This window comes from Cryobacterium sp. TMT4-31, from assembly GCF_004403385.1.
GTDB lineage: Bacteria > Actinomycetota > Actinomycetes > Actinomycetales > Microbacteriaceae > Cryobacterium > Cryobacterium zongtaii.
In genome coordinates, this window is sequence record NZ_SOGI01000066.1 from 92,802 (window position 1) to 115,479 (window position 22,678).

At 68.2% G+C, this 22,678-nt stretch carries 18 protein-coding genes; 7 read left to right on the top strand and 11 right to left on the bottom strand.

Annotated elements, in window-relative coordinates:
* Positions 1-70 precede the first annotated feature (70 nt).
* The 9 genes from E3T19_RS16100 to rsmI form a co-directional block, all read right to left on the bottom strand.
* Positions 71-730, bottom strand: a complete 660-nt coding sequence (locus E3T19_RS16100) for a methionine ABC transporter permease (RefSeq protein WP_088456745.1) — start codon at positions 728-730, stop codon at positions 71-73.
* A gap of 2 nt (positions 731-732) precedes the next feature.
* Complete coding sequence (locus tag E3T19_RS16105; RefSeq protein ID WP_134409339.1) at positions 733-1,773, bottom strand: methionine ABC transporter ATP-binding protein; 1,041 nt, start codon at positions 1,771-1,773, stop codon at positions 733-735.
* A gap of 70 nt (positions 1,774-1,843) precedes the next feature.
* Entirely contained in the window at positions 1,844-2,734 is an 891-nt protein-coding gene (locus tag E3T19_RS16110) for a MetQ/NlpA family ABC transporter substrate-binding protein (protein WP_370028148.1), read from the bottom strand.
* 269 nt (positions 2,735-3,003) lie between these two features.
* Positions 3,004-4,809: an ABC-F family ATP-binding cassette domain-containing protein gene (locus E3T19_RS16115; protein ID WP_103429582.1), complete on the bottom strand. Its 1,806-nt coding sequence runs from the start codon at positions 4,807-4,809 to the stop codon at positions 3,004-3,006.
* A 50-nt stretch (positions 4,810-4,859) separates the two neighbouring features.
* Positions 4,860-5,795 (bottom strand): 4-(cytidine 5'-diphospho)-2-C-methyl-D-erythritol kinase, encoded by a 936-nt coding sequence (locus E3T19_RS16120; RefSeq protein ID WP_134409340.1) that lies wholly within the window; start codon positions 5,793-5,795, stop codon positions 4,860-4,862.
* A 9-nt stretch (positions 5,796-5,804) separates the two neighbouring features.
* Positions 5,805-6,683 (bottom strand): 16S rRNA (adenine(1518)-N(6)/adenine(1519)-N(6))-dimethyltransferase RsmA, encoded by an 879-nt coding sequence (rsmA, locus tag E3T19_RS16125; RefSeq protein WP_134409341.1) that lies wholly within the window; start codon positions 6,681-6,683, stop codon positions 5,805-5,807.
* Complete coding sequence (locus tag E3T19_RS16130) at positions 6,680-7,636, bottom strand: TatD family hydrolase (RefSeq protein ID WP_134409342.1); 957 nt, start codon at positions 7,634-7,636, stop codon at positions 6,680-6,682. The genes rsmA and E3T19_RS16130 overlap by 4 nt, the downstream gene beginning before the upstream one ends.
* The gene (gene metG, locus E3T19_RS16135; protein ID WP_134409343.1) at positions 7,629-9,191 is read right to left on the bottom strand and encodes a methionine--tRNA ligase; all 1,563 of its coding nucleotides are present in this window, start codon (positions 9,189-9,191) and stop codon (positions 7,629-7,631) included. The genes E3T19_RS16130 and metG overlap by 8 nt, the downstream gene beginning before the upstream one ends.
* 79 nt (positions 9,192-9,270) lie before the next feature.
* Positions 9,271-10,146, bottom strand: a complete 876-nt coding sequence (gene rsmI, locus E3T19_RS16140; protein WP_088456752.1) for a 16S rRNA (cytidine(1402)-2'-O)-methyltransferase — start codon at positions 10,144-10,146, stop codon at positions 9,271-9,273.
* Positions 10,147-10,190: 44 nt separating this feature from the next.
* On the opposite strand from rsmI, the gene E3T19_RS16145 reads away from it, so the two are divergent.
* The 7 genes from E3T19_RS16145 (at position 10,191) to E3T19_RS16180 (ending at position 18,830) form a co-directional block, all read left to right on the top strand.
* The gene (locus tag E3T19_RS16145; RefSeq protein ID WP_241980315.1) at positions 10,191-11,753 is read left to right on the top strand and encodes a dolichyl-phosphate-mannose--protein mannosyltransferase; all 1,563 of its coding nucleotides are present in this window, start codon (positions 10,191-10,193) and stop codon (positions 11,751-11,753) included.
* Between the two features lie 190 nt (positions 11,754-11,943).
* On the top strand, positions 11,944-13,044 hold the full coding sequence (locus E3T19_RS16150; RefSeq protein WP_088456754.1) for an acyl-CoA desaturase: 1,101 nt from the start codon (positions 11,944-11,946) through the stop codon (positions 13,042-13,044).
* A gap of 90 nt (positions 13,045-13,134) precedes the next feature.
* Entirely contained in the window at positions 13,135-14,115 is a 981-nt protein-coding gene (locus tag E3T19_RS16155) for a YeiH family protein (protein WP_241980316.1), read from the top strand.
* Between the two features lie 92 nt (positions 14,116-14,207).
* Complete coding sequence (locus tag E3T19_RS16160) at positions 14,208-15,506, top strand: O-acetylhomoserine aminocarboxypropyltransferase/cysteine synthase family protein (RefSeq protein WP_088456756.1); 1,299 nt, start codon at positions 14,208-14,210, stop codon at positions 15,504-15,506.
* Positions 15,503-16,066: a CoA-binding protein gene (locus E3T19_RS16165; RefSeq protein ID WP_088456757.1), complete on the top strand. Its 564-nt coding sequence runs from the start codon at positions 15,503-15,505 to the stop codon at positions 16,064-16,066. The genes E3T19_RS16160 and E3T19_RS16165 overlap by 4 nt, the downstream gene beginning before the upstream one ends.
* 22 nt (positions 16,067-16,088) lie before the next feature.
* A complete protein-coding gene (locus tag E3T19_RS16170) occupies positions 16,089-17,468 on the top strand; it encodes an L-serine ammonia-lyase (protein ID WP_134409345.1) in 1,380 nt (459 codons plus the stop codon).
* A gap of 915 nt (positions 17,469-18,383) precedes the next feature.
* Entirely contained in the window at positions 18,384-18,830 is a 447-nt protein-coding gene (locus E3T19_RS16180; protein ID WP_166788909.1) for a LysM domain-containing protein, read from the top strand.
* A gap of 29 nt (positions 18,831-18,859) precedes the next feature.
* Here E3T19_RS16180 and E3T19_RS16185 read toward each other — a convergent pair whose 3' ends face one another.
* Together E3T19_RS16185 and E3T19_RS16190 are read right to left on the bottom strand one after the other, a co-directional pair.
* A complete protein-coding gene (locus E3T19_RS16185) occupies positions 18,860-20,029 on the bottom strand; it encodes a Gfo/Idh/MocA family oxidoreductase (protein WP_240632231.1) in 1,170 nt (389 codons plus the stop codon).
* A 143-nt stretch (positions 20,030-20,172) separates the two neighbouring features.
* Complete coding sequence (locus tag E3T19_RS16190) at positions 20,173-22,671, bottom strand: RNA helicase (RefSeq protein ID WP_134409348.1); 2,499 nt, start codon at positions 22,669-22,671, stop codon at positions 20,173-20,175.
* Between the last annotated feature and the right edge of the window lie 7 nt (positions 22,672-22,678).

Consider the following 22,678-nt stretch of genomic DNA (forward strand, 5'->3'; position numbering starts at 1 on the left):
TGGGACGAGGTGACCGTAACCGGTCAGTTGACTGAACGAGAGGTGTACGCTCCCTGACCGAACCCTGTGCCTATCGGCGCAGCGCCTTGCGGGCCAGTCGGTTGCCGAGGAACTGCACAACCTGCACGAAGATGACGATCAATAGCACCGCGGCCCAGGTGACGACGGGGTCGAACTGGCGCCAGCCGTAGAGCAACGCGAACGCACCCAGTCCGCCGCCGCCGACGTAGCCGGCTACCGCTGACATGTCCACGAGCGCGACGAAGATGAACGTGTAGCCCAGGATCAGCGGGCCCAGAGCCTCGGGCAGCAGCACCGTGAAGATGATCCGCACGGGGCCGGCGCCCACGCTGCGGGCCGCTTCGATCACACCGGGCGTCACGGTGAGCAGGTTCTGCTCCACGATGCGCGCCATCGCGAACATGGCCGCGAGGGCGATCGTGAAGATCATCGCGTTGTTGCCGATCCCGGTGCCCACCACGGCGCGGGTGAGCGGTTGCACGGCGGCCAGGAAGATGATGAACGGGATGGGCCTGATGGTGTTGACCAGAACGTTGAGCACGCCGAACACCATTCGGTTGGCCAGGATGCTGCCCGCCCGGGTGAGGTAGAGGCCGAGGCCCACGAGCAGGCCGCCGAACCCGCCCAGGAGCAGGGTGAGGCCCACGATGTACAGGGTCTCCCACGCGGCTACCCACAGCTGGGGCAGAAGATCGATGAGTCCGTCCATGGTCAGCGCACCTCGGTGACTGTCGTGAGCGCGCGCACCCTGTCGAGTGCGGCGTCGATGGTCGTGTCGTCGCCGCTCAGCGCGAGGGTGAGGTGCCCGAACGGGCGCCCCTGGATTTCGTTGATGCCGCCGTAGACGACCTGGAAGGCGATACCGTCGCGGGACAGTTCGCCGAACACCTGGGTCTGGTCGACGGTGTCGCTGCGGAACGCGAGGGTCACGATGCGGCCGGTGTGCCTGGCGCGGAGCACCTCCAGCTCGGGCTTGGACGGCAGCCCCTTCACCACCGTTGAGACGAAACGAGCGGATGCGGCCTGCTGCGGGTTCGAGAACACGTCGAACACGTCGCCGCGTTCGATGATGCGACCCTGGTCCATCACGGCGACCTTGGTGGCCAGCGTCTGGATGACATCCATCTCGTGGGTGATGACGATGATGGTGACGCCGAACTCGCGGTTGACCCGCTTGAGCAGTTCGAGGACCTCGTGGGTGGTCTCGGGGTCGAGGGCGCTGGTGGCCTCATCGGCCAGCAGCAGCGCGGGCGATGAGGCGAGGGCACGGGCGATGCCCACCCGCTGCTTCTGTCCGCCGGAGAGCTGGTCGGGATAGGCGCCGGCCTTGTCGGCCAGTCCCACGAAGTCGAGCATCTCGGCGACCCGTTTGGTGCGCTCGGCCTTCTCTCGACCGGCCACCTCGAGCGGATACGCCACATTCCGGGCCACGGTGCGGGAGTTCAGCAGGTTGAACTGCTGGAAGATCATGCCGATACCCAACCGGACCGGCCGCAGTTCGCGTTCGGGCAGCTGGGCGACGTCCCGACCGTCGATGAGGATCTGGCCCGCGGTTGACCGCTCGAGCACATTCACCAAGCGCACCAGGGTGCTCTTGCCGGCACCCGAGTAGCCGATGATGCCGTAGACGTCGCCGGCGTCGATTCTGATGCTCACGTCGTCGATCGCCGTCACATCCGGGGCTCCCTTGACAGTGGCCGGGTACACCTTGCTGACGTTGCGCAATTCTACGAGTGGGGTTGAAACGGTCATGCAGATCCTTCGGTTGGAACGGGGAAAGGCCGGCCGCGCCTCACGGGGAGGGGCGACCGGCCGGGACTGCCTACTTCTGTGCTGCGGTGTCCTTCTCGACCGTGGCCAGGGCGGCCTGCAGGTCGGCGGGCGACGTGGTGGCCAGGACCGCGGAATTGCCGGAGACCTCGAGCAGGCCGTCGGTGACGGTCGTCGTGGTCTGGAACAGCTCGACGAGCTTGGCGTAGGTCTCGTTGTCCTTGTCGTCGGCGCGCACGGCGAACACGTTCACGTAGGGCAGTGCGGACTCGTCGGAGGGATCGTCCTTGACGAGGGCGTCCTCGAACTTGAGGCCGGCCTTCTCCACGAAGTCGTTGTTGATGATCGCGGCATCCACGTCGGGCAGCGACGTCGCGGTGAGGGACGGCTCGAGCGCGGTGACGGTGACGAGGGACTTCTCGGTGTCGACGTCGTCGAGGGTAGAGAAGATCGTGCCGCCGTCCTTGAGGGTCAGCAGGTCGGCGCTCTGCAGCACGAGCAGCGCGCGGGCCAGGTTGCTGGCGTCGTTGGGCACGGCGACGGTGTCGCCCTTGCCCAGGTCGGCCACGTCGGTGACCTTGGTGGAGTACAGGCCGAGCGGGTAAATGGCCGTCGCGCCGATGGGCGTGAGGTCTTCGCCGCTGGAGACGTTGTAATCGGCCAGGTAGACCAGGTGCTGGAACTGGTTCATATCGATGTCACCGTTGGTCAGCGCCGGGTTGGGCTGGTTGTAGTCGGCGAAGTCGACGACCTCTACGGTGATGCCCTCTTCGGCGGCGGCCTCGGTGTAGTCGGCCCAGTAGGGGTCGCTGGCCCCGACAACACCGATTTTCACGGTCTCGTCGTTGCCGCCGGCGCCACCGGCGCAGCCGGCGAGCAGGGTCACGCTGGCGCCGAGCGCCAGGGCTGCCAGGATGCTCTTCTTCGTTGTGATGTTTTTCACTCTGATGTTCTCCACGTTTCGTTCGCTGTGTGTGCGCCCGCGCACGACGATGCGTTCACAGGCACAGCGCAACCACGGAGTCTTCGCGTGGGGGTTCTGTGCCGCAGCGTCGGGTGGCACTCTTCTACGGTAGCCGCAGCTCGGTCGAGCCGTTGGCCGCTCGGACACGAAACGTCACAGGAACTTCGACGAAAGCCGCCCAGTCACAGAATCTGCGAGCCGGGCGGCGGGTCGAGCAACCGGGGGGTGCCGGTGGTGAGGCCGGTGACCTATTTTTCGAGCAGCACCGAGAGTTCCACCCACCGGGTTTCGAAGCCGGCGACGGCGTCTTCGGCCGCGGCAACCTCGGCCTGCAGTTTGCCCAGGCCCGTGTAGTCGCTCTGGTCGTGCGCGGCGAGGGCGTTGTGGAGTTCCTTGATCTTGGCCTGCTGCTTGGCGACCTTGCGGTCGATGGAGGCGAGTTCCTTCTGGGCGTTGCGCAGCTCGGCGCCGCCGAGCGCCGGCTTACCGGAACCCTTGGCGGTGGCGGATGTCGGGGACGCCGCATCCGCCGTGAAGGAGCCGCCGGCGACCTGGCGCTTGCGCAGCTCGAGGTACTGGTCCACACCGCCTGGCAGGTGGTGGAAGCCGCCGTCGGAGACCGCGTATTGGTTGTCGGTGACGCGCTCGATCAAGTACCTGTCGTGCGAGACCACCAGCAGGGTGCCGGGGAAGGAGTCGAGCAGGTCTTCCATGGCCGCGAGCATGTCGGTGTCCAGGTCGTTGGTGGGCTCGTCGAGGATCAGCACGTTCGGCTCGTCCAACACGATCAGCAGCAGCTGCAGGCGACGCTTCTGGCCGCCGGAGAGGTCCTTGACCTGGGTGGAGAGCTGCGCGCTCATGAAGCCCATCCGCTCGAGCATCTGGCCGGGCGTGATCTCTTTGCCACCGGCCATGTACGAGGTGCGCTGGCGGGCGATGACGTCGCTGACCCTGTCATTGCGGATGTCATCTAGTTCGAACAGCTGCTGGGTGAGCACGGCGACCTTGATGGTCTTGCCGCGCTTGACCTTGCCGCTGTCGGGCGTGAGGGTGCCGGCCACGAGGTTGAGCAGGGTCGACTTGCCGGCGCCGTTGACACCGAGGATGCCGGTGCGTTCACCCGGTGCGATCAGCCAGGTGATGTTGTTGAGCACCGTCTTCTCACCGAAGGTGACGGAGACATCGACGAGGTCGACGACATCCTTGCCGAGGCGCTGCATGGCCATCGACTGCATCGACACGGTGTCGCGGGGCGGCGGCTCGTTCTCGATCAGTTCGTTGGCGGCGTCGATGCGGAACTTGGGCTTGGCGGTGCGGGCGGGAGCGCCGCGGCGCAGCCAGGCCAGTTCCTTCTTCATCAGGTTCTGGCGTTTGCCCTCCATCACGGCGCTCATCCGGTCGCGCTCGACGCGCTGCAGGATGTAGGCGGCGTAGCCACCCTCGAACGGTTCGATCAGGCGGTCGTGCACCTCCCAGGTCATGTTGCAGACCTCGTCGAGGAACCACCTGTCGTGGGTGACGACTACGAGGCCGCCGGAGTTCTGGGCCCACCGGTTCTTGAGGTGGCCGGCCAGCCAGGCGATGCCTTCGACGTCGAGGTGGTTGGTGGGCTCATCGAGGAAGACCACGTCGTGGTCGCCGATGAGTACCTGGGCGAGGGCCACCCGGCGGCGCTGGCCACCGGAGAGGTCGTCGACGAGGGTGTCCCAGGGGATGTCGCGCACGAGGCCCGCGATCACGTCGCGCACCTTCGAGTCGCCCGCCCAGACGTGCTCGTCGATGCCGCCGACGATGGTGTGCCCCACGGTCTGGCCGTTGACGAGGTCGTCGGACTGGTCGAGGACGCCGATGGTGACGCCGCGTCGGCGGGTCACCCGGCCGGAATCCGGCTCCATGCGACCGGCGAGCAGGCGCAGGAGGGTGGACTTGCCGTCGCCATTACGGCCGACGATGCCAATGCGGTCACCCTCGTTCAGTCCGGCGGTGACGCTGTCGAAGATGACGCGGGTGGGAAATTCAAGGTGCAGGGACTCGGCCCCGAGCAAATGTGCCATAGGGTTCGAGCCTATCCCCCGCAGCTGAGCGCCAGTACCGCGCGGGCGGGCTAGGAGGTGAGGATTCGGGCGCCGTGCACGGGGCCGGTGGCGCGCACCACGTTCAGGCGGGCGGCGCTCAGCGCCACCGTCAGTTCGAGGCCGGCGTCCAGGTCAGGCACGAGGAACGCCACGGTGGGTCCTGACCCCGAGAGGATGCCGGCCAGCGCGCCGTTGGCCTCGCCGAGCTCGAGCACCCGGCCCAGACCCGGCGCCAGCTGCAGCGCCGGGGCCTGCAGGTCGTTGTGCATGGTGTCGGCGAGCATGGCCGGGTCCCCCGCGCGCAGGGCCTGCAGCACGTCGGCATCCACGGTGGGCTGCTGTGAGGCGGGGAAGATGTCCTGGGCGTGCCGGGTGCGGTGCCGGTCGAGCTCGTTGTAGACCGAGGGTGTCGACATGCCGAACTCGGCCAGGGCGAGCACCCAGTGGAAGGTGCCCTTGGCCAGGGCGGGGCTGAGCTGGTCACCACGGCCGGTGCCGATGGCGGTGCCGCCGGTGAACGCGAACGGCACATCCGCGCCGAGGGTGGCCGCGATCTTCAGCAGCTCGTCGCGGCTCAGCTCGGTGCCCCAGAGCGTGTCGCAGGCGAGCAGCGTGGCCGCGGCATCCGCAGAGCCGCCGCCCATGCCGCCGGCGATGGGCACGTTCTTGTCGATTTCGAGGTGCACCCCGCCGGTGTAGCCGGTGGCCCTGGCCAACGCACGGGCGGCCTTGATCGCCAGGTTGCTGCCGTCCATGGTCAAATTCGACGTGTCGATGGTGCCGGTGAACTCGACGCTGAAGTCGTCGGAGGCCGAGGCACGCACGTCTTCGTAGAGGGAGACGGCCTGGAACGCCGTGGCGAGATCGTGGTAGCCGTCGTCCATCACGGCTCCCACTTTGAGGAAGACATTGATTTTGCCCGGTGCCCGCGCATGCACAACCGGTGAGGTCGCCGTGTTGGTCATGTTCCTAACCTAGGCCAGCCAGGCCCGGGCGATCGCCAGGAAGTCGTGGACGGTGAGCTGCTCGCCGCGCTCGGTGGGGTCGATGCCCGCCTTGCCGAGCACGTCCGTCGCCTGGGCCGAGTCGCCGAGCACACCGGACAGCGACTGGCGCAGCATCTTGCGGCGCTGCTGGAATGCACCGTCGACCAGGGCAAACGTGGCCAGGCGCAGTTCCTCGGATTCGAGTTCCTCTGCACGACGTTCGAAGGCGATGAGGATCGAATCGACGTTGGGGACCGGCCAGAAGACCTGCCGGCTCACCTTGCCGGCGGTGCGGAACTGCCCGTACCAGGCGGCCTTGACGCTGGGACTGCCGTAGATCTTCGAGCCCGGCGCGGCGGCGAGGCGCTCGCCCACCTCGGCCTGCACCATCACCACGCCGGCACGGATGGAGGCGAAGTGCTCGAGCAGGTGCAGCAGCACCGGCACCGACACGTTGTAGGGCAGGTTCGCCACCAGGCGGGTGGGGTCGCCGGGCAGCTCGGCGATCTTCAGAGCGTCGGCACGGATGACGGTGAGCGCGGCGCCCGGCTGCATCAGCTGCACGGTCAGCGGCAGCTGCTCGGCGAGGCGGTCGTCGATCTCCACGGCCACGACGGCGGCGCCCACCTCGAGGATGCCCAGGGTGAGCGAGCCCAGGCCTGGACCCACCTCCACCACGGTTTCGCCGGGCTTCACGGCGGCGACCTTGACGATCCGCCGTACGGTGTTGCCGTCGATGACGAAGTTCTGGCCGAGCTTTTTGGTCGGGTTCACCCCGAGCATCTCGGCGAGGTCGCGGATCTCGGCCGGCCCGAGCAGGGTGGGCGCGGTCGGTTCTTTGGCTGAGTTGTGGGCAGAGTCGGTCATGCGAGGCCTCCGGCCGGGCTGATGCGGGGGTCTCGGGGGGAGTCGGTCAACACCACGGGTTCCGCGTCCCAGCGGCCGTAGACGAGTTCGGTGTTCGAGGTGATCTGGGCGGCGAGCACCGCGACATCCGTCTGCAGGTGCTGGGCCATGGCGCGCAGGGTGTGCGGCAGCAGGTACGGCGCGTTGGGGCGACCGCGGTGCGGGGTGGGCGTGAGGTAGGGCGCGTCGGTTTCCACCAGCAGCAGGGCGCGAGGGGCGACGTCGAGTGCCTCCCGCAACGTGGCGGCGTTTTTGAAGCTCACCGGTCCGGCGAACGACATGTACCAGCCTTGGTCGGCGCACAGCCGTGCCAGTTCGGCGTCGCCGGAGAAGCAATGGAAGACCGTGCGCTCGGGGGCTCCCACCCTCAGCAGGGTCGCGACGACCTCGTCGTGGGCGTCCCGGTCATGGATCTGCAGGGCGAGACCGTGTCGTTTGGCGATCTCGATGTGCGCCTCGAAAGACCGGAACTGGGCCGCCCGGCCGTCGGGGCCGGTGCGGTAGAAGTCCAGCCCGGTTTCGCCGATGGCGACCACCCGGGGGCGGGCGGCGAGCTCGTCGATCACCGCGAGGGCGTCGTCGAGGGTGCCGGCGGTCTCCAACTCCGGTGTGTCGTTGGGGTGGATGGCGACGGCGGCGAGCATCCGTGGTTCATGGGCCGCCATCTCGGCGGACCAGCGGGAGGTGGCCACGTCGGTGCCCACCTGGATGACGCCGCGGACGCCAACGCTGGAGGCCAGGTCCAGTTGCTCGGCCACCGAGAGCGGCGTGATTCCGTCTGAGATTTCGAGGTGGGTGTGGTTGTCGTAGACGCCAACGACCAGCGGCACCGGCGCCGGCGGGTAGACCAGGTCGCGGCCGGCGGTGGCCTCGCGCGAGCGGATGTGGGTGCTGTCGGCCGAACCGTTAGCCAACAGTGGCCTCGATGCGCGGGAACAGGGCGGCTAGCGGCGAGACGTGGCTGCCGCCGGTCCATTCCCAGGCCCGGTCGATCTGTGCGTCCTGCACGTCGCCGGTGCCGCCGAGGGCGGCCCATAGCGTCGCGGTGGCCTGCGGGGTCACCGGGGAGAGCAGCACGGCGAGGGTGCCGAGGCCGCGGACCACGGTGTGCAGCACGGTTTCGAGGCGTTCGCGGTCGTCAGGGTTCTTGGCCAGCGCCCACGGTTCCTGCGTGGTGATGTAGCCGTTGAGCTCGTCGACGAGCTCCCACACCGCGGCGAGGGCCTCGTGCAGGGCGAGCCTGTCGATGGCCGCGTCGGCGGCCTTGGTGACCCGGATTTCGGTGTCGCGGATGGCGGTATCCGCATCACGCGGCGTACCGCCGGCCGGGATCTCGCCGTCGCAGTAGCGCACGACCATGGCGATGACGCGGGATGCCAGGTTGCCGAAGCCATTGGCGAGCTCGGACTGGTAACGCGCGGACAGGTCCTCCCACGAGAACGAGCCGTCCTGGCCGAAGCTGATGGCGCGCATGAAGTAGTACCGGAAGGTGTCGGAGCCGAAGACGTCGGTGATCTGGTTCGGGGCGATGCCGGTGAGCTTGGACTTGCTCATCTTCTCGCCGCCGACGAGCAGCCAACCGTGGCCGAAGACCTGGGTGGGCACCGGCAGCCCGGCGGCCAGCAGCATGGCGGGCCAGATGACGGCGTGGAAGCGCAGGATGTCCTTACCGACGATGTGCGTGGCGGGCCAGAGCCGGCTGAACTTCTCATCGTCCTGGCCGTAGCCGGCGGCGGTGATGTAGTTGAGCAGGGCGTCGAACCAGACGTAGACGACGTGGCTGTCGTCCCACGGCACCTTGATGCCCCAGTCAAAGCTGGACCGCGAGATCGACAGGTCGCTCAGGCCCTGCTTGACAAAGGAGATGACCTCGTTGCGGGCCGATTCGGGCTGGATGAAGGTGGGGTTGGCCTCGTACATGGCCAACAGCTGGTCGGTGAAGGTGCTCATCCGGAAGAAGTAGTTCTTCTCGTGCAGCAGCTCGACGGGGATCGAATGGATGGCGCAGACCTGCTGGCCGGTGTATTCGCCGGCGCCGGCCACGAGGTCGCCGGGCTGCTTGTACTCCTCACAGCCCACACAGTAGAAACCCTCGTACTCGCCCGTGTAGATGTGGCCGGCGTCGAAGAGGTGCTGCAGGAACTTCTGCGCGTTCTCCTCGTGGCGGACGTCGGTGGTGCGGATGAAATCGTCGTTTCGGATATCGACGGTCTTCAGCAGCGGCTTCCACGCGGTCTCGACCAGCCGGTCGGCCCACTCCTTGGGGGTGACGCCGTTGGCGGTGGCGGTGCGCAGGATCTTCTGGCCGTGCTCGTCGGTGCCGGTGAGCAGCCAGGTGTCCTCCCCCCGCTGGCGGTGCCAGCGGGCAAGCACATCCGCGGCCACCTCCGTGTAGGCGTGCCCGATGTGCGGGACATCATTCACATAGAAAATAGGCGTGGTGATGTAAAAAGATGAGCCGTCGGACATGCTCATATCTTATGGGGGCCTGCGTAGGCGTCAGACCCTGTTACGCCGCGCGGCAGCCCGGCCCGGCTCAGCCCATTGCTCAGTCCAGCGGCAATTCAGGCTGCGGGGCGGCTTTCTGGCGCGGCGCGGCGGTCCCGGCGGCCTTGCCGGTGAGCGCGGCCTCGTACAGGTCGCGCTTGCCGAGCCCGGATGCGGCTGACACGTCGGCAGCTGCGTCCTTCAGGCGAGCCCCGGCCGCGACCAGCGCCAGAACCTCCTCGACGCCGGTGGCCAGGTCGAGCACCCGCGGCGTCGCCCCGGCGACGACGATGCAGATTTCGCCGCGGACGCCCGCCGCGGCCCACTCGGCCAGCTCGGCGGCGGTGCCCCGCTTGACCTCTTCGTAGAACTTGGTCAGCTCCCGGCAGACCACAACGCGGCGGTCGGCGCCGAGCGCGACGGCGAGGTCGGTGAGCGACGCGGCAAGCCGGTTGGGTGATTCGAAGAAGACCATGGTGCGGCGTTCGGTGGCCACCTCGCGCAGCGCCTGCATCCGCTCACCGTGTTTGCGGGGCAGGAAGCCCTCGAAGGTGAACCTGTCGGTGGGCAGGCCGGAGACGGCCAGCGCGGTGAGCACGGCCGACGGTCCGGGCAGCGCGGTGACGGTCACACCGGCGGCGATCGCGGCATCCACCAGGTGGAAGCCGGGGTCGGAGACCGTGGGCATGCCCGCGTCGCTGAGCACGAGCAGGTCGGTGTCGCGGGCGAGTTCGACGAGTTCGGCGGCCTTGCCCCGTTCGTTGTGGTCGTGCAGGGCGATCAGACGGGGCCGGTTCTCCACGCCGAGGGCCTTGAGCAGGTGCACCGTCACCCGGGTGTCCTCGGCGGCGATGACGGTGCTGGTACGCAGCGCCTCGATCAGGCGGGTCGAGGCGTCCCCGAGGTTTCCGATGGGCGTGGCAGCCAGAATGATCATGGTCCCAGTCTCGCAGCACAGTCTTGCAGCACAGTCACGCAGCAGTGGCTCACTACGATGGTCAGGTGCTCCTCACCCCCGTTGCGACCGCCCGTGTGACCGAGCGTTGGAGTGCCCTGTGGGGCAACCGGTGGGTTCGCCTGGCCGGGCCGGCACTGGTGGTTCTGCTGGCCGCGGGCTTACGGTTCTGGAACCTCGGCCACCCCGGCACCCTGGTGTTCGACGAGACCTTCTATGTGAAGGACGCCTGGAGCCTGTTCAACAACGGTTACGAGTCCACCTGGCCGGATGGCGCCGACGCCCTGTTCGCGGCGGGGCAGAGCAATATCTTCGGTACCGCCCCGTCGTTCGTGGTGCATCCGCCGCTCGGCAAATGGCTCATCGCCCTGGGGATGGCGATCTTCGGCGCCGATAACCCGTTCGGTTGGCGGGTCGTCACGGCGCTGGTCGGGGTGCTCGCCGTCGTGCTGCTCATGCTCATCGCCCAGAAGCTGTTCGGCTCGGTGTTACTGAGTACGATCGCCGGTTTCCTCTTCGCCATCGACGGCAACGCGATCGTGATGAGCCGGGTCGCCCTGCTCGACAACTACGTGATGTTCTTCGCCCTCCTCGGCTTCGGCGCGGTGCTGATGGACCGGGACCACCACCGGGCCAGGCTCGGGGCGTGGCTGAACGAGAAACGGGACAACGAGGTCGACCCCACCTGGGGCCCCGCGCTCTGGTGGCGGCCGTGGGTGCTGGCCGCGGGCCTGGCCTTCGGGCTGGCCTGTTCGGTGAAGTGGTCTGGGGCCTATTTCCTGGCCGCCTTCGGCATCTACCTCGTGGTGGTCGACGCGCTCGCCCGCCGCCGGGCCGGGCTGCCGTTCTGGGCCAGCGGAGCGATCCTCAAGCAGGGGCCGGTGACCTTCCTGCTCCTGGTTCCCGTGGCGGCGCTGACCTTCCTGGTCTCCTGGACCGGCTGGTTCGTCACCCACGGCGGCTACTACCGGGACTGGGCCGATCAGGCCGGACAAGCCTGGACCGGGGCTCTGGCCTGGGTTCCGCACAGCCTGCAGAGCTTCTGGCACTACCAATCGGCCGCCTACGGCTACCACGTTGGCCTGGTGACCCCGCATCCGTACCAGGCGAACCCGCTCACCTGGCTGCTGATGAGCCGGCCGACGAGCATGTATTACCAGGGCTCGTCCCTGGGCGAGAACGGCTGTGGTTATGCCACCTGCTCCGAGGCCATCACCGGCATCGCCAACCCGCTGATCTGGTGGGCGGCGACGGCCGCGATCCTCTATTTGGTCTACAGGTTGGTGCGGTACCGGGAGTGGCGCGTCGGCCTGATCCTGATGGGCATGGTCGCCGGATACCTGCCCTGGCTGATGTACCTGAACCGAACGGTGTTCCAGTTCTATACGATCGCGTTCGAGCCGTACTTGATCCTCGGGCTGACCCTGGTGATCTCTCTGCTGATCAAGAATGGATCCGGTCGGGCGATCGTGGCGGTGTTCCTGGCCCTGGCCACGTTAGTGAGCGCGTACTACTTCCCGCTCTGGACCGGTGCCCAGGTTCCGTTCGCTTTCTGGCAGGCGCACATCTGGCTGCCGAGCTGGCGCTGACCAGCATTAACGCTGTGATTGCAACACATTCCCAGCCCCGAACATATGCCAAAATTGGAATACATCCCCTGTTAAAGGCGTGTGAATTCACGCTATTTTCGGGTCTCGAACCCGTAGGATGGCCGTTATCTGCTTGACGAGTGATTGCTCTACAACCGACTGAGAAGTCCAGATACAAACCAAAGGCCTCATGTCGGAAGCATCTGCCGCACCCACGGTGCGTATTGTCCGCACCCGCAAGGGTGGCGACTCCCAGAACCCCACCACCGAGTACTCCTCCCTGCTGCACACCGTGCGGAATCTCGGTCTGCTCGGCCGCCGCACCGGCTTCTACTGGGGCGTCTTCGCCGCCCTGGTCCTGATCACCGTCGGCCTCGGCGTCGGCTTCGTGCTGCTCGGCGACTCCTGGTACCAGCTGATCATCGCCGGCGTGCTCGGCATCATCCTCACCCAGTTCGCGTTCCTCGCCCACGAGGCGTCGCACCGCCAGGTCTTCCAGTCCGGCCCCGCCAACGACAGGGCCGGCCGTGTCCTCGCCAACCTCTTCGTCGGCATCAGCTACGCCTGGTGGATGACCAAGCACAGCCGCCACCACGCCAACCCGAACGTGGTCGGCAAGGACCCCGACATCGACCCCGACTTCATTGTGTTCCGCGAGGAAGACGCCGCGAAGGTCAACTGGATCACCTCGTTCATGACCCGCAAGCAGGGCTACCTGTTCTTCCCGATGCTCACCCTCGAGGGCATCAACCTGCACATCCAAGGGTTCAAGACAGTCTTCGGCAAGGGCAAGGTCGACAAGCGTTGGCTCGAGATCAGCATGCTCACCAGCCGCATCGTGATCTACCTCGCCGTCATCTTCTACTTCCTGCCGCTGGGCATGGCGTTCGCCTTCGTCGGCGTGCAGATGGCCGTGTTCGGTGTCTACATGGGCGCCTCCTTCGCCCCCAACCACAAGGGCATGCCGCAGCTGCCGCACGAGAGCAAGGTCGACTTCCTGCGTCGCCAGGTGCTGACGTCGCGTAATATCCGCGGCGGCACCCTCATGGACACCTTCATGGGCGGCCTGAACTACCAGGTCGAGCACCACCTGTTCCCGAACATGGCCCGCCCGCACCTGAAGAAGGCGCAGGAGATCACCAAGGAATATTGCCAGTCCAACAAGATCCTCTACACCGAGACCGGCCTGTTCGAGTCCTACGGCATCGTGGTCGCCTACCTCAACAAGGTGGGCCTGGCCGCCCGTGACCCGTTCGACTGCCCGATGGTGCAGCGCTTCCACCACCGCTGACCCTCCTCTCGGACTGAGAGAGAGGCCCCGAGAATTTTCGATTCTTGGGGCTTTTCTCACGCTTCGCGGGCGATGGGTAAAGTTGACCCAATGTGGATCTGGGGAGTGGGCGCGGCCGGGGTGGCCGCGCTGGTCGCGTGGGGCGTGCACGCCGCACTTCCCGCGGTACCCCTGCTGACGGCGGCCGTGCTGCTCGGCATCGTGGTGGGGCAGCTGCCCGTGCTGCGTCCGGCGGTCACCGGGATGCTCGCGCCCGGCCTGACCCTGGCGTCCCACCGGCTGATGCGCCTGGGCGTGGTGTTGCTGGGCCTCAAGCTCAGCCTGGTCGACATCCTCGGTCTGGGCTGGGTCACCATCACCAGCACGGTCCTCATCGTGGTGCTCACCTTCTTCGGCACCCTGTGGCTCGGCCGCCGCGTCGGCCTACCCGGACACCAGCCGCTGCTCATCGCCACGGGCTTCGCCGTCTGCGGCGCGTCTGCGATCGGGGCGATGAGCGGCGTGGTCAAGGCCAAGGACCGGGAGACCGCCACCCCGGTGGCGTTGGTGACCCTGTGCGGCACCCTCGCGATCGGCGTGCTGCCGTTGCTCTGGCATCCGCTGGGCCTGACCGACCTCCAGTTCGGCCACTGGGTCGGCGCCGGTGTGCACGATGTGGGCCAGGTGGTCGCCACGGCGCAGATCGCCGGGTCGGCGGCCCTCGCCGTGGCCGTGGTCGTCAAGCTCACCCGGGTGCTGATGCTGGCGCCACTCGTGGCCGGCGTGGCGGTGTACGAGCGGCGGCGGGCGGGCACCGTCGATCGCACGGTCCGGCGGCCGCCGGTGGTTCCCCTGTTCGTCGCGGGGTTCCTGGCCATGGTGCTGGTGCGCACCTTCGTTCCGCTGCCCGCCACCGTGCTCGAGTCCATCGATCTGGTACAGACGGTGCTGCTGGCCATGGCGCTGTTCGGCCTGGGCACCGCGGTGCGCCTGTCCGAGCTCCTGCGCACCGGCGGCAAGGCCCTCGGCGTGGGCCTGGCCTCCTGGCTGCTGATCGCCCTGCTCGCTCTGGCCGCCGTCCTCATCAGCTGACGGTCGCTGCTGTGCAAGCCGGGCGGAGGTCATGTGGCGCACTGTTACGCCACTCCGCCCGCGGTCCCGCGCCGGGCCGGTAGCGTACCCGCATGGCAGATCGCGAGTACGGCTTCACCACCAGGGCAATCCACGCCGGGAACATCCCCGACGCAGTGACCGGGGCCCGGGCCCTGCCCATCTACCAGACCAGCGCGTTCGTGTTCGACGACACCGCGGATGCCGCGGCCCGGTTCGCGCTGCAGAAGTACGGCAACGTCTACTCCCGGCTGTCGAACCCCACTGTGGCTGCGTTCGAGGAGCGCATCGCGAGCCTCGAGGGGGGCCTGGGCGCCGTCGCCACGGCATCCGGCCTGGCCGCGCAGTACATTACCTTCGCCAGCCTGGCCGGGGCCGGCGACCACATCGTCTCCAGCGCCAACCTCTACGGCGGTTCGATCACCCAGCTCGACGTGACCCTGCGCCGCTTCGGCGTGGAGACCACCTTCGTGCAATCCGCCGACCCGGCCGACTACGCCGCCGCGATCACCGACAAGACCAAGCTGATCTTCGCCGAGACCGTCGCCAACCCGTCCGGTGAGGTCGCCGACATCGAGGGCCTCGCCGCGGTGGCGCACGCCGCCGGAATCCCGCTGATCATCGACTCCACCATCGCCACGCCGTACCTCTGCCGGCCCATCGAGTGGGGCGCCGACATCGTCATCCACTCCGCCACCAAGTTCCTCGGCGGCCACGGCACCACACTCGGCGGCGTGGTCGTGGAGAGCGGCCGGTTCAACTGGCACAGCGACAAGTTCCCGCTCTTCACCGAGCCGGTGTCCAGCTACGGCGGCCTGGAGTGGTCGGGCAACTTCGGTGAGTACGCCTTCCTCACCCGCCTCCGCGCCGAACAGCTGCGCGACATCGGGCCGGTTCTCGCGCCGCACTCCGCGTTCCTGCTCGCCCAGGGTGTCGAGACGCTGCCCTACCGGCTGCAGGCGCACGTGAACAACGCCCGCATCGTGGCCGAGTGGCTGGACGCCGACCCGCGCGTCGACTTCGTCAACTGGGCCGGGTTGCCCAGCCACCCGCACTACGAGCGCGGCCTCAAATACCTGCCCAAGGGCCCCGGTTCGGTATTCAGCTTCGGCGTCAAAGGCGGCCGCGACGCCGGTCGTACCTTCATCGAGTCCGTCGACCTGGCCAGCCACCTGGCCAACATCGGCGACGCCAAGACCCTCGTCATCCACCCGGCCTCCACCACCCACGCCCAACTCAGCGAGCAGCAGCTCGCCGATGCCGGGGTTCTGGCCGGCCTGGTGCGCATCAGCGTGGGCATCGAGGATGTCGACGACATCATCTACGACCTCGACCAGGCGCTCAGCCAGGCCGCAGCGGGGGGACGCTCATGAGCACCGAGACAGTCCAGCTCACCAACGGTTTGAGCTGCAGCGTTCCCACAAATTCGCCGCTGGCCAAGCTGCTGCGCACCCAGCGCACCTGGGAGGGCCCGGACGCCAAGGCGCGCCTGGGCATCCTGCGGCGGGCACAGTCGATCGCCATCGTGGGTGCCTCCCCCAACCCGGCCCGGTCCAGCTACTTCGTGGGCACCTACCTGCAACAGTCGAGCGACTACAGGGTCTACTTCGTCAATCCGCGTGCCGACACCATCCTGGGCCAGAAGGCCTACCCCGACCTGGCGTCGCTGCCCGAGGTACCCGACATCGTCGATGTCTTCCGCAAGGCCGCCGACATCCCCGCCGTGATCGACGACGCCCTCGCCGTGGGCGCCACGACGGTGTGGGTGCAGCTGGGCATCTGGAACCAGGAGGCCGCGGAGTACGGCGAGGCGAAGGGGCTCACCATTGTGATGGACCGCTGCATCAAGATCGAGCACGCCCGCTTCCACGGCGGCCTGCACCTGCTCGGTTTCGACACCGGGCAGATCACGGCGCGCAAGACCATCAGGTAGCCGCCCGCGTACGATAGAGCGGGTGACTGCGTACGTATCGGCTCTCGACCTCTTCTCCATCGGAATCGGTCCATCCAGTTCCCACACTGTCGGCCCGATGCGGGCCGCCCTGACCTTCGCCCAGCACCTCGCCGAGAGTGGGCGGCTGCCCGAGGTGCGCCGCATCCGCTGCTCGCTGTTCGGCTCGCTCGGCTCCACCGGTCTCGGCCACGGCACGCCCGACGCGATTCTGGCGGGCCTGGCGGGCCTCACCCCGGAGACCTGCGACCCCGCCGAGGTGCGCAACAGCTGGGTCGATCTCACCGACGGGTCCACTCTGCGCCTGAACGGCAGCCACCCGGTTGCTGTGCAGAAGAGCGACGTGGTCTTCGAACCGCGCACCCGGCTGCCCGGACACCCCAACGCGATGACGCTGTCGGCCTGGGGGGACGACTCGAGCGGCACCGCGCTGCTCGAGGAGACCTACTACTCCATCGGCGGCGGCTTCATCCGCCGCGACGGCGACCCGGTCCGGCCTGTAGCCACGGTGGTCCAGCCGATGCCGTACGCCTCGAGTGCCGCCCTGCTCGCGCTCTGCGACAGCCACGGCATCGGCATCTGCGATGTCGCGCGCGCCAACGAGGAAGCCATCCACGGCGCCGACGGGTTGGATGCCGGGTTGGACGCGATCTGGGCTGCCATGCACGCCTGCGTCGAGGCGGGCCTGCGCGTGGACGGCACCCTGCCCGGCGGTCTCGGCGTCAAACGCCGTGCCTCCGCCATCCGTATGCAGCTGGAGGAATACGACGGTCTGCAGCAACGCGAGCGGGACACCTCGACCGAGTGGCTGCACGCCTTCGCCCTCGCGGTCAACGAGGAGAACGCGTCCGGCGGCCGCGTCGTGACGGCGCCCACCAACGGCGCCGCGGGCATCATCCCCGCCGTCGCCCACTACTACCTGCGTTTTGTGCCCGGCGCGAGCGCGGCCGGCATCCGTCGGTTCCTGCTCACCGCGGTGGCGATCGGCTCGCTGGTCAAGGCGAACGCCTCCATCTCCGGCGCCGAGGGCGGCTGCCAGGCCGAGGTCGGCTCGGCCTGCGCCATGGCCGCGGGGGCGCTCTGCGCGGTGCTCGGCGGCACGCCCCGCCAGGTGGAGAACGCGGCGGAGATCGCGATGGAGCACCACCTCGGCCTGACCTGCGACCCTGTCGGCGGACTCGTTCAGGTGCCCTGCATCGAACGCAACGCCATCGCCGCGTCGACGGCGGTGTCGGCGGCCCGGCTGGCCCTGCACGGCGACGGCACCCATCTGGTCTCGCTCGACACCGTCATCGAGACCATGCGACAGACCGGCCTGGACATGATGACCAAGTACAAGGAAACCAGCGAGGGCGGCCTCGCGGTCAACGTCATCGAGTGCTGAGCGCCCGGCCTTTCGGGTCAGCGACCGCCGCCTCCACCACCGCCGGAGAAGCCGCCACCTGAGGTTCCTCCGGAGGAACTGCTGCCGCCGGAGCCCGACCGTGACGACCCCGAACCCGACCCCGAACTCTTCGTCGGTGTTGTGGCGAAGCTCACCCGACCTATCAGCGGGTGAACCCGGCGACGTTCTGGGTGAACACGGCGGTGCCACCCGCGCCGGAATACCAGGTAGTCGCGCAGGCCCAGCAGGTAGTCCCGCTGCCTGGCGCCCTTCTCGCTGGTCGGTGATCGAACCGCGCAACCGTTCGAGCCGGTCGCCGAGTTTCTGGTCCGTGGTGTCCAGCCGCAGCCTGGAACCGTTTTTCAGCTGGGGGCCCAGGGCAGTGAGGATGTGCGACAGATCCTCCGGCGGGGTGTACTGCACGATGATGGTGCCGGGGGTGAAGCCGACCGCGATGGTGATGTTCTCCCCCGCAACCAGATCGCGGGAGGGCGCGATGATTACGGTGCCTGCCGCATCCGTGCTCGTCTCGATGGCGCACGGGTCGCCGCCCCCGTAGTATCCGGCGTAGCAGGCCGCGTCGCCGGTGAGAGCCTTCGTGAGCGCCCCGGCGGATGCCCCGGCCAGGGCCAGGACCGCGGCCAGCACACGCCGTCGCTGCAGAATCTGTCGGTGTGTCGTGGTTCCCCCGGCTCGATCATATCCAGCGGGTACCTGGCGACGCGGCCCGGTGTCCCCCGTATTAGGCACAGCACGCCGGCTGCGCCGGGAGAATCCTGACCTAAACTGTCTTCTCGGGGGTACACCATCAACAATCTCACCAGTTCACCGCAGTCGGCCGCGCCGCGCCTCTCTGTTCCGCGCCCAGCTGCACCGCGTCGCACTGCCCAGACCCGGCCGACCCGACGGGCCGTCGTGCTGTCGGTGATGCTGATCGGTGGCCTGGCCTTGGCCGGCTGCGCCGCCGCGCCCGCACCGGTGGTGACGGCGACTGTCGTGGTCACCCAAACACCGACCCCCACGCCGACGCCCACGCCCACACCGACCCCGACCCCGACGCCGGTGGCCGAGGCGCCCGCGCCGGAGCTCACCGCAAACCCCGAGGTGCCGGCCGAGCCCATTCCGGAGGGCCCCGCCGTTGACCTCGGCGCGATTCCCGGCGCCCAGGCCGCGCCGGAATACGACGGCGCCGGCAACCCGATCAGCTACACGGTCATCGAGGGCGATTCGTTCTTCGATATCGCCCAGCGCTTCGACCTGCCGATGCAGCAGCTCCTCCGCATGAACCCGAAGGTCGCCGGGCTCGGCGAGGACATCTACCTCCGCCAGGTCATCAACCTCGACTGGACCAAGAACGGCTGAGCCCGCGGGCCGGCGGTGACAAGCGCGGGTCAGCGCACGGACGCGTGAATGCGTTCGATCAGCTCGATGGTGTGTGCCGAGTCGACAGCGTTGACCGGCAATGGCGCTCCGCGCAACAGCGCATTCGCCAGGCCCTCGTAGAAGGCCGTGTACTGGCCGCGCTGGGTCGGCACGACCTGGCTGGCGCCGTCGGCGCCGAGCCGGCCCCAGGTGGCTTCCGGTTCGAGGCCGAAGTCGGCGTCGCTGGGCAGGTTGCCGGCCTGGATGGCGGCCTCCTGGCCGTCCACTCCCCATTTGGTGTACCCCGCGGCCGAGCCGAGCACCCTGAACCGTGGGCCGGTCTGGGCCGCGAACGAGCTTACCCAGAGGTGCGAACGCACCCCGGAGCCATGGTGCAGCGACACAAACGAATCGTCGTCGGCGGCGCCGCCCGGCCGGCGGGTGGACAGTTCGGCGGTGAAGTCATCGACCGGGCCGAAGAGCAGCACGGCCTGGTCGATCAGGTGCGCGCCGAGGTCATAGAGCACGCCGCCGCCCGCGGCCGGGGTCGCCCCGGCCTTCCAGCTGCGCGGGGTGCCGGGCTTGAAGAACTCGAACCTGGACTCGAATCTGTAGACGTCGCCGAGGGCGCCATCGGCCAGGAGCGCTTGAAGGGTGAGGAAGTCACCGTCCCAGCGTCGGTTCTGGAACACCGTGAGCGGAAGCCCCAGGCTCTCGGCCCGGTTCAGCAGCGCCCAGCCCTGCTCGGAATCCACCGCGAACGGCTTGTCGATGACCACGGCGAGGCCCGCATCGAGGGCGGCGTTGGCCAGCGCCACATGGGTGTCCGGCGGGGTGCCGATGATCACGAGGTCGAGGTCGGCCGCCTGAGCGAACAGCGCCTCGGCGGTGGGTACGATCCGCACCCCCGGGTAGCTCTCGATGGCCTTGGCGCCCCGATCGGGGTCGCCGGTCACGATGGCCTCGAGCGAGAAGTCGGGGTTGGCCGCGAGGAACGGTGCGTGGAAGACCCGGCCGGAGAGCCCGAAGCCGATGACGGCCGCGCGGATCGGGCCGGTCCGCGGGGTAGGCGTTCCCCCGGTGGCCGCCGAATTCGGCTGGGCGCCGTGCTGCGGTCCCGGACCGGGCCGCGGGCCCGGCTTGGGTGCCGGCTTCGGCGTCATGATCGGGGTTTCCGGCTGGTTGTCTGAAGTGGCCATGGCCCGAGGTTACGCCGGTTCGGGCGCCCTCCCGCCCACAACTGTTCCCGTTCCGGGCAATTGCACCCGGCACACCGGGCGCACTTGTCCGCTTCGGGAACAGTTGGGCGCGGTGAGGAGCGGGCGAGGAGCGGGACCGGCGGCTAGAGCCGGTTGATCCCGGTCACCGTCAACGCCGGCACTCCCAGTTCGTCGGACTCGGCGAGGTCGATCGTGGCGCTGATGCCCCAGTCGTGGTCGCCGGCCGGGTCGTCGAAGATCTGCCGGGCGGTCCACACGGTGGCACCCTCGTCGAGGATGAGCAGTCCGGCACCGCGGGCATTCGCCCCGGCCAGCAGCTCGTCATGATCGGCGTAGTAGCCGTCCATGGCGTCGGCCCAGGCATCCGCCCCGAAACCGCTGTCGCGGTCGAGGTCGCCGAGGGCGTCGTAGTTCTCCAGCGCGGCCAGCTGCACCCGGCGGAAAAGTTCGTTCCGCACCAGGATCCGGAATGCCCGGGTGTTGGTGGTGAGCCGGTGCGGCGCGGGCGGCACCACGGCGTGCGCCGTCGACTCGTGCGCGGCCAGGTCGGGGTGGATGAGTTCCTCCCACTCGTCGAGCAGACTGGAGTCCACCTGCCGCACGAGCTCGCCGAGCCACTCGATCAGGTCGAGAAGGTCTTCGGTCTTGGCCTCGTCGGGGATGGTCTGCCGGGCGGCCCGGTAGGCATCCGAGAGGTAACGCAGCACCACACCCTCGCTGCGAGCGAGCTTGTAGTAGGCCACGAACTCGCCGAACGACATCGCCCGCTCGTACATGTCACGCACCACGGTCTTGGGCCGCAGCGGGAAGTCGGCGATCCAAGGCTGGGACTGCTTGTAGGTCTCGAACGCGTAGCTGAGCAGCTCGTCCAGGGGCTTGGGCCAGGTGATCTCCTCGAGCAGCTCCATCCGCTGGTCGTACTCGATGCCCTCCTGCTTCATCGCGTTCACGGCCTCACCGCGGGCGGCGAACTGCTGACCCATCAGCACCGGCCGCGGGTCGTCGAGGGTGGACTCCAGTACCGAGATCATGTCGAGGGCATAGGTGGGCGCCTCGATGTCGAGCAGGTCGAACGCGGCCAGCGCGAACGGCGACAGCGGCTGGTTGAGCGCGAAGTTCGCCTGCAAATCGACGGTCAAACGGATGCTGCCGTCCGCACCCTGCTCCACGATCCCGGCCGCACGCAGGGTCTTGTAGATCCCGAGCGCCCGGCGGGCGTGGGCGAGCTGACGTTTCCACGGCTCGTGGTTGTCGAACACCAGCGAGTACACGTTCGCGAAAGCGTCGCCGCCGCGGGCGATCACGTTGATCAGCATGGCGCTGGTCATCTGCATGCTCGAGGTGAGGGTCTCCGGCTCGGCGTCGACGAGGCGCCTGAACGACGGCTCGCCCCAGGACACGAAGCCCTCCGGGGCGCGCTTGCGGATGATCTTGCGTTTCTTCTTCGGGTCGTCACCGGCCTTCTGGATGGCCTTGAGGTTCTCGGTCTCGTGGTCGGGCGCCTGGATCATCACGGTGCCGGCGGTGTCGAAGCCGGCCCGGCCGGCCCGCCCGGCGATCTGGTGGAACTCGCGGGCGTTGAGCTGGCGCATTTTGACGCCGTCGTACTTGGTCAGGGCGGTGAACAGCACGCTGCGGATCGGCACGTTGATGCCCACGCCGAGGGTGTCGGTGCCGCAGATCACCCGCAGCAGGCCGCGCTGGGCGAGCTGCTCCACCAGCCGGCGGTACTTGGGCAGCATGCCGGCGTGGTGCACACCGATGCCCATCCTGATCAGCCTGGAGAGGGTCTTGCCGAAGCTGGTGGTGAACCTGAACTCGCCGATGAGCTCGGCGATGGCCTCCTTCTGCTCCTTGGTGACCACCTTCACGCTGGAGAGCGCCTGGGCGCGTTCCAGGGCGGCGGCCTGGGCGAAGTGCACGATGTACACCGGCGCCTGGCCGGTCTTGATCAGGTCCTCCACGGTCTCGTGCACTGGCGTGGTCTCGTAGAAGTAGTGCAGCGGCACCGGGCGCTCCACACCGGTGACGACGGCGGTATCCCGGTTGGTGCGGCGGGACAGGTCGGCGGCGATGTCGGTGACGTCGCCGAGGGTGGCCGACATCAGGATGAACTGCACCCGCGGCAAGAGCAGCAACGGCACCTGCCAGGCCCAGCCGCGGTCGGGGTCGGAGTAGAAGTGGAACTCGTCCATCACGACCTGGTCGACCGGGGTGTCCTCGCCGTTCCGGAGCGCCAGGTTGGCCAGGATCTCGGCGGTGCAGCAGATGATCGGAGCGTCGGAGTTGACCGACGAGTCGCCGGTCATCATGCCCACGTTCTCGGCGCCGAAGATCTCCACCAGGGCGAAGAACTTCTCGCTCACCAGCGCCTTGATCGGGGCCGTGTAGAAGGTGCGCTTGCCGGCCGAGAGGGCGGCGAAGTGCGCCCCGATCGCCACCAGGGACTTGCCGGTGCCGGTCGGGGTGGACAGGATCAGGTTCGCGCCCGACACGATCTCGATGACAGCTTCCTCCTGCGCCGGGTAGAGCCGGAGGCCCGCATCCGCTGCCCACGCTTCGAAGGCCTCGAAAAGCTGGTCGGGATCGGTGTTGTGCGGGAGGGCGGTGAGGGTTGCCATGATCCCC

What these genes read in the sequence shown, in the direction of transcription:
- E3T19_RS16185 (WP_240632231.1), bottom strand. Translation starts at nt 20,029, where the DNA reads ATGGCCACTTCAGACAACCAGCCGGAAACCCCGATCATGACGCCGAAG.
- metG (WP_134409343.1), bottom strand. Translation starts at nt 9,191, where the DNA reads ATGTCCGACGGCTCATCTTTTTACATCACCACGCCTATTTTCTATGTG.
- E3T19_RS16120 (WP_134409340.1), bottom strand. Translation starts at nt 5,795, where the DNA reads ATGACCAACACGGCGACCTCACCGGTTGTGCATGCGCGGGCACCGGGC.
- E3T19_RS16165 (WP_088456757.1), top strand. Translation starts at nt 15,503, where the DNA reads ATGAGCACCGAGACAGTCCAGCTCACCAACGGTTTGAGCTGCAGCGTT.
- E3T19_RS16160 (WP_088456756.1), top strand. Translation starts at nt 14,208, where the DNA reads ATGGCAGATCGCGAGTACGGCTTCACCACCAGGGCAATCCACGCCGGG.
- E3T19_RS16190 (WP_134409348.1), bottom strand. Translation starts at nt 22,671, where the DNA reads ATGGCAACCCTCACCGCCCTCCCGCACAACACCGATCCCGACCAGCTT.
- E3T19_RS16115 (WP_103429582.1), bottom strand. Translation starts at nt 4,809, where the DNA reads ATGGCACATTTGCTCGGGGCCGAGTCCCTGCACCTTGAATTTCCCACC.
- E3T19_RS16150 (WP_088456754.1), top strand. Translation starts at nt 11,944, where the DNA reads ATGTCGGAAGCATCTGCCGCACCCACGGTGCGTATTGTCCGCACCCGC.
- E3T19_RS16155 (WP_241980316.1), top strand. Translation starts at nt 13,135, where the DNA reads ATGTGGATCTGGGGAGTGGGCGCGGCCGGGGTGGCCGCGCTGGTCGCG.
- rsmA (WP_134409341.1), bottom strand. Translation starts at nt 6,683, where the DNA reads ATGACCGACTCTGCCCACAACTCAGCCAAAGAACCGACCGCGCCCACC.
- E3T19_RS16100 (WP_088456745.1), bottom strand. Translation starts at nt 730, where the DNA reads ATGGACGGACTCATCGATCTTCTGCCCCAGCTGTGGGTAGCCGCGTGG.
- E3T19_RS16105 (WP_134409339.1), bottom strand. Translation starts at nt 1,773, where the DNA reads ATGACCGTTTCAACCCCACTCGTAGAATTGCGCAACGTCAGCAAGGTG.
- rsmI (WP_088456752.1), bottom strand. Translation starts at nt 10,146, where the DNA reads ATGATCATTCTGGCTGCCACGCCCATCGGAAACCTCGGGGACGCCTCG.